Genomic DNA, 14,695 nt, shown 5'->3' with positions numbered 1-14,695 from the left:
AAGCCCGGTCATGTTTCCAGGCGCAATCCGATAAATGTATTCCCGGTGTACTCGTACGATCGGCGGAAAAATGATAGGCGTGCTCAGCGCGCGGATTTTCGGAGAATTCGCCGCGCATCCCGCCAAGTGGTTTCACCGTACGGCCGGAAAAGTACGGACGGCAAAGACGAAAAATCAGCAGCGGCTATAGGCGATCCCTATAGCGTCCGCTGGCGACCGCGTCGGGTTCCCGGACGGGCGGCCCGGCCCGCCTCAGTCGAGGTCGGGCATGTCGCGGAGCTGCCTGCGCGAGGTGATACCGAGCTTGCGGAAGATGCTGCGCAAGTGGGCGTCGACGGTACGCGGGCTCAGGAACAGGTGCGCGGCGACCTCTTTTGTCGTCGCGCCCGCCGCCACCTGGCGCGCGATGTGCATCTCCTGCATGGTCAGCCGGTCGTAGGTGTGCTCGGAGCGGCTGCGGGCCACTTCGCCGGTCGCGCGCAGCTCGTCGGCCGCACGTTGGGCGAACGCCTCCATCCCGATCTCGGACAGGCGTTCGTGGGCGGTGCGCAGCTGTTCGCGCGCTTCGCGGCGGCGGCCCGCACGGCGCAGCCACTCCCCGTACCGCAGGTGCGCCCGCGCGAGATCCGGCGCCAGCGGGGTGTCAGCCAGGAGTTCGATGGATTCGCGGTAGTCGTCCTCCGCGCCGCTGACCAGCGCCCGCGCGCCCGCCGCCACGCCCAAGCCATAGGAGGTGCCCGCCGGCGCGGTGCGCTCGACCAAGGACGCAAGGGCCGACTCCGCGATGGTGTGCTCGCCGCACCGCACCGCGGCCTCGACGAGTTCGGGCAGCGTGAAACCGGCCAGGAAGAGGTCGCCGCGCGCCACCGTGTGCCGGGCGGCTTCCAGCGCGGCCGGGTAGTCGCCGAGGCCGTTGTACAGCACGGCAGCGGCCCCGTTGGTGTTCGCGGCCAACTGGCCGACACCGCGGCTGCGGACCTCGGCGAACAGGTCGAGCGCCTCCTGGCGGCGGCCGCGCATCGCCGCCAGGTGCACGCGCGAATACAGCTGCGGCACATCGCCGAGGGCGTCGGCGACCGCCTCCTCCTCGGCGATCGCGGCCATCGCCCGCCCGAAGTCGCCGGTCAGCACCGCCGACATCGCCACCTGCGACAGCCCGAGCCGGATGGTCAGCGGTGATCCGGTGTCGCGCCCGGTCCGCACCACCCATTCGATGATCGCCGTGTGCAGGTCAAGGTCCCACAGCTCGCCCGCGACCATGGTGGCCAGCGCCGGCACCCGGGTCCAGCCGGCGTCGTCGCCGGTGAGGACCTGGCGGAGCGCGGGCACCCCGGTGGCGTGGTCGTTGGTGCTCAGCAGCACCAGCGCGTCGAGGAGATCCGGGGTTCGCGACGCCGGGGGAGCCGAGCGGGCCGCGTCGAGCACCCGGTCCATCACCCCGGCGGCCTTGCCGACGACCAGGCCCATCTCCAGCGCCGCCACAAAGGAATCGCGCGACCGTTCGGGATCGGTGGGGGCGAGCCGCTGCGCGGCCCGCAGGATGAGGTCGGGTCCGCCGGCGGACCCGTTTGCGTCCCCGACGAAGGCGATCCGGCCGCGCAGCAGGTCGACGGACGCGTGCTGGAGATCGTCCAGCGTGGCGGTGTCGATGCTGGACAGCAGGTCGGCGGCTGCGTCGGCGCCGCCCGCGTCGAGCGTGGCCTGCGCGGCCGCGATCGTGCGCTGGGTCTGCTTGCCGGGGTCGCGCGACAGCGCCGCCGCGCGTTCCAGGAACGCGGCGGCCGCCGCCACGCCCCCGCGCGCCTGCGCGCGCGACGCCGACGACTCCAGCTCCGCGGCGACCTGTTCGTCGGGACCGGTCGTTGCCTGGGCACGGTGCCAGGCCTGCCGGTCGGGTGCCGCGGCCGGGTCGGTGGCATCGGCCAGTGCCCGATGCGCCGCGCGGCGCCGCTCGGGCTCGGCCGCACGGTACACGGCCGAGCGCGCCAGCGGGTGGCTGAACCGGGCGCGCGTGTCGAACCGCGCCAGCCCGGAGGCTTCGGCGGCGGCGCTCGCGGCGGGCACGTCGATGTCCGACAGCTGCGCCGCCGCCCACAGCAGCGCCGGGTCGCCGGTGGGGTCGGCGCCGGCGAGGATCAGCAGCAGCCGCGCGTCCAGCGGGAGTTCCGCCATCCTGGTCTGGAAGCTCCGCTCGATGCGGCCGGCGACCGGCGACGGTGTGGGCAACTCGAAACCGCCGGCCTTGGGCAGCTCGATCAGCGCCAGCGGGTTTCCGCGCGCCTCGGCGAGCACGCGGTCGCGTACGCGCTCGTCGAGTGTCACGGTCTTCTCCTCGGCCAGCAGCGCGCGCGCATGCGCGTCGTTCAGGCCGTTCAGCGCCAGCGCGGGCAGCTCGTCCAGCCCGGGGGCGCCGCCTTGGTCGCGGGTCGCGAACACCATCGCGATCGGCTCCGCTGCGATGCGCCTGGCCGAAAACGTCAGCGCCTTCGCCGAGGCGGCATCCATCCAGTGCGCGTCGTCGACGATGCACAGCAGCGGCTGCTCGGCCGCTGCGGCGGCCAGCAGTTCGAGTGCGGCAAGACCGGCGCGGAACGCGTTCGGCGCGCCGTCGGCCAGCCCGAACGCGACCAGCAGGGAGTCGCGGTAGGGACCGGGCACCGCATCGAGGTGGCCCAGTACCGGGACGCACAGCTGGTGCAGTGCCGCGAACGGCAGTTCGCCCTCGAACTCGGTCCCGGACGCGCGGATGGTCTGGAACCGCTCGGGTGCGGCGTGCTCAAGGTGGTCCAGCAGCGCGCTCTTGCCGATGCCGGGCTCGCCGCGGAGGACGAGTACGCCGCCCTCGCCGTTTTCCGCGGACCGAACGAGTGCAAGGAGGCGCTCGATCTCGTCGTTCCTGCCGACGAGCGAGCGGGAGTGCCTCGTAAGCATGGGCCAACTCTATGTGGAGCCGCGCCTCCACCGCCCCCGTCACCGACACCACCGATATCGGCGGCATCGCCGGAGTAGGTGATTTTCACCGACGCGAATGCGGGTGCGTAAGCGCGATCGTCAAGGCATGACGAGACAGGCCGACGGCGCGGCGGCCCACCGCCCCGCCCGCGGCACGGCTTCGGGCCCGCACCAACCCCGGGCGCGGCCCGCGCCGCCGGAACGCGGTAACAGCGACCCCCCCACGAAAGAGGAACCGATGAGCAATGCAACCGCCCCCACCGCGGGGCCCATCCGGCTGCGGGCACCGCGGGGTTTGGCGATGGCCGGCCTGGCATCCGCCATGTTCGTGGTCATTCTCGACTCGGCGATGGTGAACCTCGCCGGGCCCGCGATCCGCGAGGGCCTGGGGCTCACCGCCCCCGAACTCACCATCGTCGTGGACAGCTACCTGGTGGCACTGGCCGGTCTGCTGCTGCTCGGCGGCCGCCTCGCCGACGTGCTCGGGGGCCGGCGAATCTTCCTGATCGGAACGGCCGTCTACCTCGCCGCATCGGCGCTGTGCGCGGCATCCACCGACATCGCGCCGATGATCGCCGGGCGGATCGGGCAGGGGATCGGGTCCGCACTGGTGATGCCGGCCGCGCTTTCGCTCGTGCTCGCCCTGTACTCGTCCCGGGGGGAACGCACCCGTGCGATGGGCATCTGGGGCGCGGTCGCCGGCGCCGGCAGCGTGGTCGGCGTCTTCCTCGGCGGAACGCTGACCGAGATGCTCGGCTGGCAGTCCGTGTTCCTGAGCCCGATACCGTTCGGCATCGCCGGTGCGGCCATCGTGTGGTGGGCCGTGCCCGCGATCCCGGGAAACCCCGGCCGGTTCGACGTGCTCGGCGCCGCCACCATCACCATCGGAGTCTCCGGCCTGGCACTGGGCATGGTCTCGGCCGCCGACGCCGGCTGGACCGCGCCCAGCACCATCGGCGGCCTGGTGGCCGGTGCCGCCGCCCTGGCCGCGTTCGTGGCCGTCGAGCGCCGTGCCGCACACCCCCTCGTCCCGCTGGGCGTGTTCATCCGCGGGCCGGTGGTAACGGCGAACGCGGTGATGCTGCTGGTCGGCGGCACCCTCACGAGCCTGTTCTACTTCCTGCCGCTGTACCAGCAGGACGTACTCGGCATGGGGCCGGCGGAGACCGGCACGGCGCAGCTCCCCCTCGCCGGCATGATCATCGTGGGCAGCGTTGCCGCTCCGCTGCTGGCCAAGCGCATCGGCCTGGCCCGTGCGCAGCCGGTCTCGCTGGCCGTACTGCTCGTCGGCCTGCTGTGGCTGGTGCTGGACCCCACCACGAGCGGATTCTCGGCCGGTCTGCTCATCGCGTTCCTGCTGATCGGCGGCGGCCTGGGACTCGCCTCCGTCAACGCCACCGCGATGGCGGTGCGTGACAGCAGCGAAGGCGAATCGGGCCTGATCAGCGGCCTGATCAACGCCGCACAGCAACTGGGCAGCGCGGTCGGGCTCGCCGCACTCGCCGGGATCGCCATCGGCGCCGCCGGGACACACACGAGCGCGGACATCTCGTTCCCGGCCGCGTTCATCGGTGCGGCCGCGCTCATCGGCATCGCCATCGCACTGTCGCTCCTGCCCACCGCCAAACCCGCCTCGACCGGGTCGGCCCCCGACGTCACGGGCGCGCGCTGACCCCGGCACCGACCCCGCCGGGGAACGCACCCCGGCGCCATCAAGAAAGGAACGGGAAACAATGAACGCTCCCACCGTGCTCGTGACCGGCGCCACCGGAACCATCGGCGCAACCCTCGTGCCCGCCCTGCAGGCCCGCGGCGCCGACGTCCGCGCCATGGTCCGCAACCCCGACCGCCCCGTTGCCGGTGTCGAGAACGCCGTCGCCGACCTGCACAACCCGGAGTCGGTCGCCGCCGCGCTGAAAGGCGTCGACACCGCCTTCCTGAACAGCCCTTCAGCAGAGGACGCCGCCGCGCTGCAGATCCGGTTCGCCGACCTGGCCGCAGACGCCGGCGTGCGGCGGCTCGTGGTGCTCTCGCAGTACGCGGCGCGCCCCGACTCGCCGGTGCGGTTCCTGCGCTGGCACGCCGAAGTCGAGGCGCACGTGCGGCAGTTGGGCCTGGATCACACCATCCTGCGCCCCAACCTCTACATGCAGGCGCTGCTGGCGTTTGCCGGCACCATTGCCCAGGGCTGGTTCGCCGCGCCCGTTGGCGGCGCCGCTGTCAGCGCCATCGACACCAGGGACATCGCAGATGCCGCCGCCGCGGTGCTGACCGGCACCGGCCGCACCGGCCGCACCTACACCCTGACCGGGCCCCGGGCGGTGACCCACGAGCAGATCGCCGAGGCGCTGTCGACCGCCACCGGGCGCGGTATCGCCTTCCACGACGCGCCCGCCGACCAGTTCGCCGCCGCGCTGGGCGGCATCCTCCCGCCGTGGCAGGTCGACGGGCTCGTCGAGGACTACGCCCATTACGCGCGCGGGGAGGCCGCCGAAGTGCACACGTCGGTCCCCGACCTCACCGGGCGCCCCGCACGCGACATCGCCGACTTCGCCGGCGACTACGCCTCCGCGTTCCTCCCGGCGTGAGGCCCCCGTGCCGGCGGCCGGCCGCCGGCACGGGAGCGCACCACCCGGCCCGATGGAAAGGAAGACCGTTGATCTACCACTGCACCTTGTTCAAACTCAAGCCCGAGGTTTCCCAAGCCGAGATCGACGCCACGCTGGCGAGCATGCGCGAACAGGGCGCGGGCGACCCCAACGTCGAGTTCAGGACGATCGGCCCGGTTTTCGGCTCAGAGTTCCAGTACGGAACCGTCTCCGGGATCAGGGACATCGACGCCTATTCGGCGATGATGAACGACCCGGCCCACCTGGAACGGGACCGCACCGGGCTGCCGATGCTGGAGAAGTTCGCGTCGTACGACATCGCCGACGACCCCGACCCCGAAATCGGGGCGAAAATCGCCGAAGTGCACCGGCTCCGGTTCGAGGAGCAGCCCGATATCGCCCGGTTGGTGCTTGGTATCGACTACACCGGCAGCGCCGCGCCCGGCAAGGACGAGGGCTAGCAATCGAGGGGCGGCCTTCAGGGCATACCCGCGGCGAACGCACGTGCACCGTCCCAACACGGTGCAGCGCCGTTCGCCGCGGCCGCTATTGGCCCCCGGCGCGGCTGACGCTGCCGGCCCGCGGTCGCAGGAGTACCCGCCAACCGCACCCAAGGCGATCGGTGGCGATGGCTGCGGGCCGGGCGGTTGGCCTGCGTCGGCTCCGCCCGGCCCGCGGCAGTCCGTACCCGGGCCGGCCCCGCCGGCCCGGGTACGGGGGAGGTCAGGCGCCGTTCACCGGAGCCCGGTCCAGCACGTACACGCCGACGTCCTCCAGGCGGTCGGGGCGCTTGAAGTCTTCGCGCTCCTCAGCCGCGCCGGTCCCCAAAAAGTAGCTTTGGGCCTGGGCGGGGTTCCACAGGATGCTGACATCACCGGTTCCGTCGAGGCTCTGGAAACTGTGGGCGACGTCGCGCGGTCCGTATACGACTCCGCCCGGCCCGACGTCGTGGACGTCGGCGGTCGCCAGGGACTCGCCGCCGATCCAGAAGCGGAACCGCCCGCTGTTGACGATCCAGATCTCGTCCTCACGGGTGTGCACGTGGAGGGGCGGCGCGTCCTCGGGCTGCAGCGTCTGGCGGATCATGAAGTACTGACCCCCCGTGGTCTCCCCTCTGAGGATCACGCCGAGTTCGGCGGTGTAGTAGCCGTAGTGCTCTATGTCCTCCGGCTGCATTACGACGGGGACTCCGTAGGGCGCCGCAGCGGGGTCCCCGCCCGTGTGGTCCTGGGCGTCGTTGACATCGTTGGCATCCATGCCGGCCACTCCTTGATCGCGTTGATTTATTTGTCTGTGCAGACAAATATTATCCTACGCGGCATCGGCCCGGATTTGAACACCCGACGGTGGCGCAGCGCTGTGGGAAAATCGACGCGTGCAGATCCGGATGCTTGGTCCGTTCGAGGTACGCACGGAGGCCGGCGTCTTGGCCGACGTGCCCGGAGCCCGGCTGCGCGGGTTGTTGGCCGCCCTCGCCCAGCAACCGGGGCGCGTGGTCCCCAAGGCGGCACTCGTCGACTGGATCTGGGGCGAACGCCCGCCCTCCGAAGCGGCAAACGCACTGCAGCGGTTGGTATCGCGGCTGCGCAGAACGCTGCCGGACGGGTCGGTCGAGGGGAGCAAGGACGGCTACCGCCTGCAGGTGGCACCCGACACGGTCGACACCGTGCGGTTCGAGGCGCTGCTGGGCCAGGCCCGCGATAGCGAGGGGCTGCGGCGGGTACGGTTGCTGCGCGAGGCTCTGGCCCTGTGGCGCGGCGCGGCCATGCAGGATGTCGGTTTGCAGGGCAGCGCGGCGTTCGACGCGGCGGTCACCCGGCTCGAGGAGCTGCGCCTGACCGCCATGGAAGACCGGTTCGAGGCCGAAGTGGACCGCAGCCGCGGTGCGGAGTTGGTCGCGGAACTGACCGACGCGGTGGCCGCGCATCCGCTCCGGGAACGGCTGGTCGCCGCCCTGATCCGCGCCCTCGCCGCGGCGGGGCGCAACACCGAGGCGCTGCTCGTGTACGAGCGCACCAGGGAGGCCCTGGCCGAACTGCTGGGCGCCGATCCCTCTCCGGAACTGTCCGCGCTGCACGTCGCCCTGCTGCGGGGCGGGTTGGGGCGGCGGGAGGAGAACCGCAAGACCAACGTGCGGGCCGAGCTCACCAGTTTCATCGGCCGCGACGCCGATGTCGCCGCGGTCCGCGAGCTCATCTCCCGGCATCGGCTGACCACATTGGCCGGGCCCGGCGGTGCCGGCAAAACCCGGTTGGCCAAGGAGACCGCGCACACGCTGAGCGGCGAGCTTCCCAACGGGGCCTGGCTGGTCGAGTTCGCGCCCATCAGCGCCGACGGCGACGTGGCGCAGACCGCGCTGGCCGGGCTCGGGCTGCGCGACACCGTTCTCGGAACGGTGCAGAGCACGGACCCTGTCGAGGGGCTGATCGCCGCGCTCGGCGAGCGGGAGATGCTGCTGATCCTGGACAACTGCGAGCACGTGATCGGTCCGGTGGCTGCGTTGGCCGAACGGGTGCTCGGGGAATGCCCGCGCTTGCGGATCCTGGTGACCAGCCGTGAGCCGCTCGGTATCACCGGTGAGGCGTTGCGGCAGGTCGCGCCGCTGGCGATGCCGGCCGGCGCCGGTTTCGCCGAGTGCGCCTCCTCGCCGGCCCTGCGCCTGCTGCGGGACCGGGCCGGTGCGGTGCGCAAGGACATCGGGACCGACGTGCACACCACGGCGTTGCTGGCGCGGATCTGCTGGGCCCTGGACGGGATGCCGCTTGCCATCGAACTCGCCGCCGCCCGGCTGCGCACCATGACCGTCGAGCAGCTCGCGAACCGCCTCGACGACCGGTTCCGCCTGCTGACCGGCGGCAGCCGTACCGCATTGCCGCGGCACAAGACGTTGCGCGGGGTGATCGACTGGAGCTGGGACCTGCTCACCGAAGCCGAGCGGACGGTCCTGCGCCGGCTTTCGGTGTTCTCGGGCGGGGCGAGCCTGGAGGCGGCCGAGCGGGTCTGCGTCGGCGACGCCGTCGAACAGCACCGGGTACTGGAGCTGCTCACCTCCCTGGCCGAGAAATCGCTGCTGGTCACCGCCGACACCGCCGCCCCGCGCTATCGGATGCTCACCACCATCAAGGAATACGCCGCCGACCGGCTCGCCGAAGCGGGCGAATCCGACCTCGCCCGCCAAGCGCACCTCGCCTACTTCACCGAACTCGCCGAGAGCGCTGAGCCGCACCTGCGCCGCGCCCGGCAACTGGAGTGGATAGCCGCGCTCGAGGCCGATCACGACAACCTCAGGGCCGCACTGCGGGGGACCATCGCGGCCGGTGACGCGCAGGCGGCGATGCGGCTCGCGGCGGCCACCGGTTGGTACTGGTGGCTGGGCGGGCGCCGGACCGAAGGCCTGGAGCTGCTGATCGCCGCCGCCGACCTCCCGGGCGAGGCGAGCGACGAGCTCCGGGCCATGACCTACGCGCTGGTGGCGCTGTATGTGACCTCCGGGCGGGGCGATGAGCACCTGGGCGCGGAATGGATCCACAAGGCGTACCGGTACAGCCGGCTCAGCCGGCGCAGTCGGCCCGACCGGCCCAGCCGCCGCGAGAACCCGCTGCTGGCATTCGTCGTCCCGCTGGAACGCCTTGTGCGGGCACCGGAGGAAGCCGTGCACGCGTTTGAGTCGCTGCTGGAGAGCGCCGACCCGTGGGTGCGCGCCATGGCCCGGTGGCTGACCTGCAAGATGCGCGAAACGCTCGGCCAAGGCGACCGCGAGGTGGCGGCCTCGCTGGAGCTGGCGCTCGCGGAGTTCCGGTCGCTCGGCGAACGGTTCGGGATATCGCTGGTCCTGTCCGAACTGGCGGGCCTGCACGCGCGGCACGGCGAGTTCGCCGGTGCCTGCGAGTACTACGAGCAGGCGGTCGCGGTGCTCACCCAGGTCGGCGCGGTCGAGGACGTCATCGAGGTGCGCACCCAGCAGGCCGTGCTGTACCGGCTGGGCGGCGAGCACGCCGCCGGCGCCGCCGCCATCGCCGCGGCCGAGCGGAGCGCCGAAGGCGTCACCTGGCCCTACGCACTGGTCAGCCTGGCGCTCGCCAAGGTGGCGCTCGCCCGCCTGGACGGCGACGCCGAGGAGGCCCGCCGCCAACTCGGCCTTGTGCGCGCCCTGCTGGGCGATGCCGCAGAGCAGCCGCACGTACGCGCCCACGTTCACGACGTGCTCGGATACCTGGCCGACGACCTCTGCGAGGCCCGCAACCACCGCATGGCCGCGTGGCAGGCGGCGGCGGAGTCCGGAGCCGCAGCGGCGATCGCCCAGATGCTCGTCGGGGTCGCGGACCTGGCGGTCCGCCTCGACCGGGATGAACAGGCGGCGCGGCTGCTCGCGGCCGGTGTCCGCGTGCGCGGGATGCCCGACCACTCCCAGCCGGAAGCGGCCAGAATCGAGCAGGACGTGCGCCGCCGCCTCGGCGAAACACGGTTCGCCGAGGCGGCGCAGGAAGGTGCCCAGGCGCACTGGTCCGAGCTGGTCGAGGCAACGCTCGCCCACTGAACGCGGCGCGTGCCCACCCGGACCGCTGGACCGGTTGCTACAGGGCTGATGGGCTCCAGGTGACCGGCAGTTCGTGGACGCCGTAGATGTTCATGTCCGTCCGCAGCCGCACCTCTTCGGCGGGGATGGCGAGTTCGAGGGTCGGGAAGCGGCGCAGCAGTCCCGCGAAACCGGCGCGCATTTCAAGGCGGGCCAGGTGCGCGCCGAGGCACTGGTGGACACCGTGCCCGAAGGCCACCTGGCCGCGGGCCCCGCGGTGGATGTCCAGGGTGTCGGGGCCATCGAAGCGCTGCGGGTCGTGGTTGGCGGCCAGCAGCGAGATGACAACGGTCGATCCCTTGCCGATGGTTTCGCCGCCGATCTCGATGTCCTCGGTTGCGTAGCGGTAGAAGATGTCGGCAACGGACAGGTAGCGCAGCAGCTCCTCGACGGCATCGGGCATTTGGCCGGGGTCGCTGCGCAGCTCGGCCAGCTGCCGGGGGTGCTGCAGGAGCGCGAAGGTCCCCAGCCCCAGCATGTTGACGGTGGTCTCGAAGCCGGCGAGCAGCAGCAGGAAGCCGGCCCCGGTCAGTTCCTCGATGGTGAGGTCTTCTTGGACGGCCAGGTCGGAGAGGACGTTCTCGTCCGGTTCCGCGCGTTTGCGCGTGACCAGTTCGGTGAGATAGCCGGTCATGGCTCCGTAGGCGGCGAGCTTCTCATCGAGTTCGACATCCCGCACCAGGAACTTTGCCGAGTTGGCCTGGAAGTCCTGCTGATCGGCGTAGGGGATCCCGAGCAGCTCGCCGATCACCAGTGAGGGCACCGGTAGCGCGAACGCGTTGACCAGGTCGACCGGCGGCTCCCGGCGCGCCAACTCGTCCAGTTGGCGCTCAGTGATGTCGGTGATCTGCCCTTCGAGGCGCTTCATCCGCTTGGCGGTGAAGGTACCGGCGAGTCTGCGCCGCAACCTGGTGTGGTCCGGCGGGTCCAGGGCGATGAACAACCCCGGCATCGGCGGGGACGGTTCGGCGGCCCCGGGCATGCCGGGGATCTCGTAGGGCACGTGGAGGGCGCCGATGTCGCCCCGGGAGCTGAACCGCGTATCGGCCATGACCTTGCGGACCGCGTCGTAGCCGGTAACAAGCCAGCCCTGGTGGCCATCGGGAAAGTCCATCGGACTGATGGGGCGGGTGTCCCGTAACCGGGTGATCTCGCTGGGCGGGTCGAAGGGGCCGGCGTCGCGCTCCATGGGCAGGCCCTGGGGGATGGGAACCGGGTGACTCATCGGATTTCCTTTCCTGGCGTGCGGGGGCGGTCGATCGCTGGACTTGCCACGCGACCAACATCGGAACCCGACCTGACGCCGCCCTGTCACACCCCTGACGCGAGCGCTGACGCGGGGCAGTCCCGGGCGGACGTTCGACTCGTTGCCACGCAGCGGAAACCGCCTGGAACGGCCGGACCGCTCGGACCGCCTGTAGCGGAGAAGCGGTCCGGAGCGGCCCGACCGTCCGCGGGCGTCCCGGAGTCATTCGTGGCCGGTGTCGCCACAGGTGCCCGGCCATGGCTCCGAGGTCACGCGGCGCCTGTTGCCGCGCGCACGGCGGGCACGATTTCATGGGCCCATCGGAAACGGGCCGCCTCCTGCTCCTCGGCGGAGTCGGCGACCGAAAAGAACACGAAACCGCCCGCGCCGTAATCGTTGATCGCGGCCACCAGTTCCCCGGTCCATTGTTCGACCGTCCCACTCAGCACGGGGATCCCGTTGGCGTCGGCACTGCGGGCGACGTCGACCGGGGTGTCGGTGATGGTGCCGAACACGTTGTGGATGGTGGCGATATCGCCAGGGTTCCTGCCCGCGGCGACCGCGGCCTTGTCAACCACCGCCCGGCTTTGCGCAACCTGGTCGCTACGCCAATCCTGGGCGCCGGCCGGCATCCAGGCGTCGGCGAGCCTGCCGGTGACCGCCAGCGATGCAGGACCCATGGACCCGCTCCAGATCGGCGGCGTGGGCACCTGAGCAGGCACCAGCTTGTCGACCCGGTAGAACTCGCCGTCGAAGGTCACCGGGTCCCCGCCTGCGGTGAGCGCCTTGACCAGCGTGATGCCCTCGGCGAGCATGCGCACCGCTTCGGCCGGTGTGCGGGGCTCGACCCCGATCCGGACGATGTCGTGCCAAAGGGCGCCCGCGCCGATTCCGAGGGCGATCCGGCCGCCGGACAGGGCGGACAGCCCGCTGACGGTCCTGGCCAGAGCCGGCGCCGGCCGGCACGGCAGGTTGGTCACGGTGACCGCTCCGGTCACGTTGGCCGTCGCGCCGAGCACGTATCCGAGCGTGGCGTAGGCGTCCAACTGCCCGCCGTTGTACGGATGGTCGGTCATGGTGACCACGTCGAGCCCCGCGCGATCCGCCGCTTGGGCGTCCGAGACCACCTGACCGGGGTCGCCAGGACTGGCCGCCATGCCGTTGAACCCGGTATCGAGCCCTATTCCGAAAAGAGTCATGCGTGCGCTGCCCTTCCTTCTCCTGAACAGGCCGCCTGGATGGTCGCGGCGGGCGGCATCCCAGGTGCGGCTCCGCCCGGGGCCGGTTCCGATTGCCGGGGCGGGGGTAGGCGTCTCCCGGCAAACTCCCGATCCGGCGCCGTGCGCGTGGAATGAACGTTCATTCCAACCCTAATGGGGGTTGGCGAGCATGCAAACTCCCGTACGCCGCGGGCGGTCCAGGGATGCCGCCCGCGCAGTGGATTGCGCGGGAGTCGTAGGAGGTGACCAAGTCGACGTTCGCCGCACACGCGGCGGCGATCACCGGGCAGGTGTCCGATGACTGGGGATCCCCGCCGGGGCGGTGAGAACATGTGGTTGTGCCACGCCGTCCACCGGTCTTGTGAGACCCATCCCGTGAGGAGTGCAGTAGCGCCATGGCCAAGCCGACCGAACAGCGAGTCCGCGACCGCCGCGAGGCGATCCTGGAGGCCGCCGCGGCGCTGTTCGCTCAGCAGGGGTTCTCGGACACGTCGATGGCCGACATTGTCGAGGCGTCGGGTGTCGCGACCGGGACGGTCTACCGCTACTTCGACAACAAGGACGCGGTCGTGATGGCGGTGAGCGAGAGCGCGCTCGGCGTCCGGTTCGACCCGGACCACGGGCCCCCTGTGCCGCTCGACCAGGCGGTGAATGCGCTGATGGCGGCGGCCACCGACCCGCAGCGCAGCCGGGTCGGCAACCAGGTGTGGGCCAAGGCGACCGGTTCGGCCCGGTTGCAGTCGATGATCGCCGAGCGGCACGTCCGGGTGTGCCGATGGCTGGCCCGCTCCATCGACCGGACCTCCGGTGACCCCGGTACGGCCGCCCAGCGGCGGGCCGAAGTCATCATCTGCGCGGTAAGCGGCCTCCAGGCCCGGGTGGCGTCCGGCGTGGAGGTCGACATCGAGGCTTTCCGCGCGGAACTGTTCTCGATTGCCGGCTAGTGTGCTGCGGCCCCGGCGCGTCCTTCCTATTCGGTTTGGCAGGTGCACGCCTGCATGTGGAAGAGGCTTGCGTACGGGTCCTCCGCCGCCATCAGGGAACCGCGGTCGCCATCGCGGGCACCGGCGGGCGGTATCGGCGGTGTAATCGGGTACTGCACCAGTGAGGCGCCCGGCAGCCGGAAGGGAGGTGGTCAAAAATGGACAGGCAGCGCCTTTCGCATGTGGGGTTCGCCGCCTTCGTTTCCTGCGGTCTCCTGTTCGCCGTCCATGCCCCCGTGCAGTGGTCGGGGATCGTCGGTTACAGCGCGGGCTTCGCGATCCTGATCGTGTGGGCCTATGCGGCGGGCCGTCAGCGCCAACAGCGCAGGAGCCTTCGGCCGAAGGCTTAGCACTGGCCGGCGGCGCCGGTGCGGAACACGGGGTGGTCCTCGTTCGTTCCCTGCATCGAGTGCGACGCGACATGTCGCATCATGGACAGTGCCGGGGGGCGTACGTCCCCGAGATCCTTCGAGGACGAGGTGAGCACAATGGCCAACCTGCAGCGCCTGCTCCGGCAGGTGTTCGGTTTCATCCGCAAGAATCCCCGCCAGGCGAACCGGTACCTGCATTCGGTGAGCGAGGCCGCGAAGAAGCGCACCGGCGGCCGGTACAACCGGCACATCGACAAGGCCACCGGTGCGGCCGCAAAGTACCTCGACAAACAAAGCGGCCGTCCGGGCCACAGCTCTCGGGACAACTGGAACCCCCGGTCCGGCGGCCCGGTGCCGAAGTACCGCCCCGACGGCCACGACCACCGGCGCGGCCACTGACCCCGAGCAGGCCCGCACCGCGTGCCCCGCGTTAAGCAACACCCCTTCCCGCGAGCGGAGGGCACCGCGTCGGCACCGGGCAACGGGGTGGCGATGCAGGCGGCGGTGAGCACCAGGGCGCCGGGGACGGCGAGCAGGGCGGCCTGGGCGACCGTCATCTCCAGCACCGACTGCAGGTAGATGGGTGGAGGGCTTCGGCGGGGGCAACCACCGATTGACATCACCCGTTGCGGATGCGGTGTGATGTCGGTTTTGTCTATCCTTGACCGACCGCATCCAATGCCGGGAAGTTAGGGCGGTGGATCCATTGTCAAGGCGTGCCAGAACGCGGTCACGGGC

The 14,695-nt window shown here is 71.3% G+C and carries 11 protein-coding genes; 7 read left to right on the top strand and 4 right to left on the bottom strand.

Features of this window, described 5'->3' with window-relative positions:
* Positions 1 to 252 precede the first annotated feature (252 nt).
* Complete coding sequence (locus ACYVD5_RS03645) at positions 253 to 2,931, bottom strand: helix-turn-helix transcriptional regulator (protein WP_460999444.1); 2,679 nt, start codon at positions 2,929 to 2,931, stop codon at positions 253 to 255.
* Between the two features lie 259 nt (positions 2,932 to 3,190).
* Here ACYVD5_RS03645 and ACYVD5_RS03640 point away from each other — a divergent pair, with 259 nt between their 5' ends.
* The 3 genes from ACYVD5_RS03640 (at position 3,191) to ACYVD5_RS03630 (ending at position 6,022) form a co-directional block, all read left to right on the top strand.
* On the top strand, positions 3,191 to 4,624 hold the full coding sequence (locus ACYVD5_RS03640) for an MFS transporter (protein WP_460999443.1): 1,434 nt from the start codon (positions 3,191 to 3,193) through the stop codon (positions 4,622 to 4,624).
* A 61-nt stretch (positions 4,625 to 4,685) separates the two neighbouring features.
* Positions 4,686 to 5,540 carry an SDR family oxidoreductase gene (locus ACYVD5_RS03635; RefSeq protein ID WP_460999442.1) on the top strand — a complete coding sequence of 285 codons (855 nt, stop codon included), beginning with the start codon at positions 4,686 to 4,688 and terminating at the stop codon, positions 5,538 to 5,540.
* Positions 5,541 to 5,608: 68 nt separating this feature from the next.
* Positions 5,609 to 6,022 carry a Dabb family protein gene (locus ACYVD5_RS03630; protein ID WP_460999441.1) on the top strand — a complete coding sequence of 138 codons (414 nt, stop codon included), beginning with the start codon at positions 5,609 to 5,611 and terminating at the stop codon, positions 6,020 to 6,022.
* A 262-nt stretch (positions 6,023 to 6,284) separates the two neighbouring features.
* On the opposite strand, the gene ACYVD5_RS03625 is transcribed toward ACYVD5_RS03630, so the two are convergent.
* Positions 6,285 to 6,818 carry a cupin domain-containing protein gene (locus tag ACYVD5_RS03625; RefSeq protein WP_460999440.1) on the bottom strand — a complete coding sequence of 178 codons (534 nt, stop codon included), beginning with the start codon at positions 6,816 to 6,818 and terminating at the stop codon, positions 6,285 to 6,287.
* Positions 6,819 to 6,936: 118 nt separating this feature from the next.
* On the opposite strand from ACYVD5_RS03625, the gene ACYVD5_RS03620 reads away from it, so the two are divergent.
* Positions 6,937 to 10,098, top strand: coding sequence for a BTAD domain-containing putative transcriptional regulator (locus ACYVD5_RS03620; RefSeq protein WP_460999439.1), 3,162 nt, complete (start codon positions 6,937 to 6,939; stop codon positions 10,096 to 10,098).
* 37 nt (positions 10,099 to 10,135) lie between these two features.
* On the opposite strand, the gene ACYVD5_RS03615 is transcribed toward ACYVD5_RS03620, so the two are convergent.
* Together ACYVD5_RS03615 and ACYVD5_RS03610 are read right to left on the bottom strand one after the other, a co-directional pair.
* Positions 10,136 to 11,362: a cytochrome P450 gene (locus ACYVD5_RS03615; RefSeq protein ID WP_460999438.1), complete on the bottom strand. Its 1,227-nt coding sequence runs from the start codon at positions 11,360 to 11,362 to the stop codon at positions 10,136 to 10,138.
* Between the two features lie 290 nt (positions 11,363 to 11,652).
* Positions 11,653 to 12,582 (bottom strand): LLM class flavin-dependent oxidoreductase, encoded by a 930-nt coding sequence (locus tag ACYVD5_RS03610; protein ID WP_460999437.1) that lies wholly within the window; start codon positions 12,580 to 12,582, stop codon positions 11,653 to 11,655.
* Between the two features lie 416 nt (positions 12,583 to 12,998).
* Here ACYVD5_RS03610 and ACYVD5_RS03605 point away from each other — a divergent pair, with 416 nt between their 5' ends.
* The 3 genes from ACYVD5_RS03605 to ACYVD5_RS03595 all read left to right on the top strand — a co-directional run bounded on the left by ACYVD5_RS03605 (position 12,999) and on the right by ACYVD5_RS03595 (position 14,356).
* Positions 12,999 to 13,547, top strand: coding sequence for a TetR/AcrR family transcriptional regulator (locus ACYVD5_RS03605; protein WP_460999436.1), 549 nt, complete (start codon positions 12,999 to 13,001; stop codon positions 13,545 to 13,547).
* Between the two features lie 197 nt (positions 13,548 to 13,744).
* Positions 13,745 to 13,936 carry a hypothetical protein gene (locus ACYVD5_RS03600; RefSeq protein WP_460999435.1) on the top strand — a complete coding sequence of 64 codons (192 nt, stop codon included), beginning with the start codon at positions 13,745 to 13,747 and terminating at the stop codon, positions 13,934 to 13,936.
* Between the two features lie 138 nt (positions 13,937 to 14,074).
* Complete coding sequence (locus tag ACYVD5_RS03595) at positions 14,075 to 14,356, top strand: antitoxin (RefSeq protein ID WP_460999434.1); 282 nt, start codon at positions 14,075 to 14,077, stop codon at positions 14,354 to 14,356.
* Positions 14,357 to 14,695: the final 339 nt, after the last annotated feature.

It is taken from the genome of Streptomonospora sediminis (genome assembly GCF_054778995.1).
This window is presented reverse-complemented; position numbering and strand designations above follow the sequence as displayed.

What these genes read in the sequence shown, in the direction of transcription:
- ACYVD5_RS03605 (WP_460999436.1), top strand. Translation starts at nt 12,999, where the DNA reads ATGGCCAAGCCGACCGAACAGCGAGTCCGCGACCGCCGCGAGGCGATC.
- ACYVD5_RS03595 (WP_460999434.1), top strand. Translation starts at nt 14,075, where the DNA reads ATGGCCAACCTGCAGCGCCTGCTCCGGCAGGTGTTCGGTTTCATCCGC.
- ACYVD5_RS03640 (WP_460999443.1), top strand. Translation starts at nt 3,191, where the DNA reads ATGAGCAATGCAACCGCCCCCACCGCGGGGCCCATCCGGCTGCGGGCA.
- ACYVD5_RS03615 (WP_460999438.1), bottom strand. Translation starts at nt 11,362, where the DNA reads ATGAGTCACCCGGTTCCCATCCCCCAGGGCCTGCCCATGGAGCGCGAC.
- ACYVD5_RS03625 (WP_460999440.1), bottom strand. Translation starts at nt 6,818, where the DNA reads ATGGATGCCAACGATGTCAACGACGCCCAGGACCACACGGGCGGGGAC.
- ACYVD5_RS03645 (WP_460999444.1), bottom strand. Translation starts at nt 2,931, where the DNA reads ATGCTTACGAGGCACTCCCGCTCGCTCGTCGGCAGGAACGACGAGATC.
- ACYVD5_RS03610 (WP_460999437.1), bottom strand. Translation starts at nt 12,582, where the DNA reads ATGACTCTTTTCGGAATAGGGCTCGATACCGGGTTCAACGGCATGGCG.
- ACYVD5_RS03600 (WP_460999435.1), top strand. Translation starts at nt 13,745, where the DNA reads ATGGACAGGCAGCGCCTTTCGCATGTGGGGTTCGCCGCCTTCGTTTCC.
- ACYVD5_RS03635 (WP_460999442.1), top strand. Translation starts at nt 4,686, where the DNA reads ATGAACGCTCCCACCGTGCTCGTGACCGGCGCCACCGGAACCATCGGC.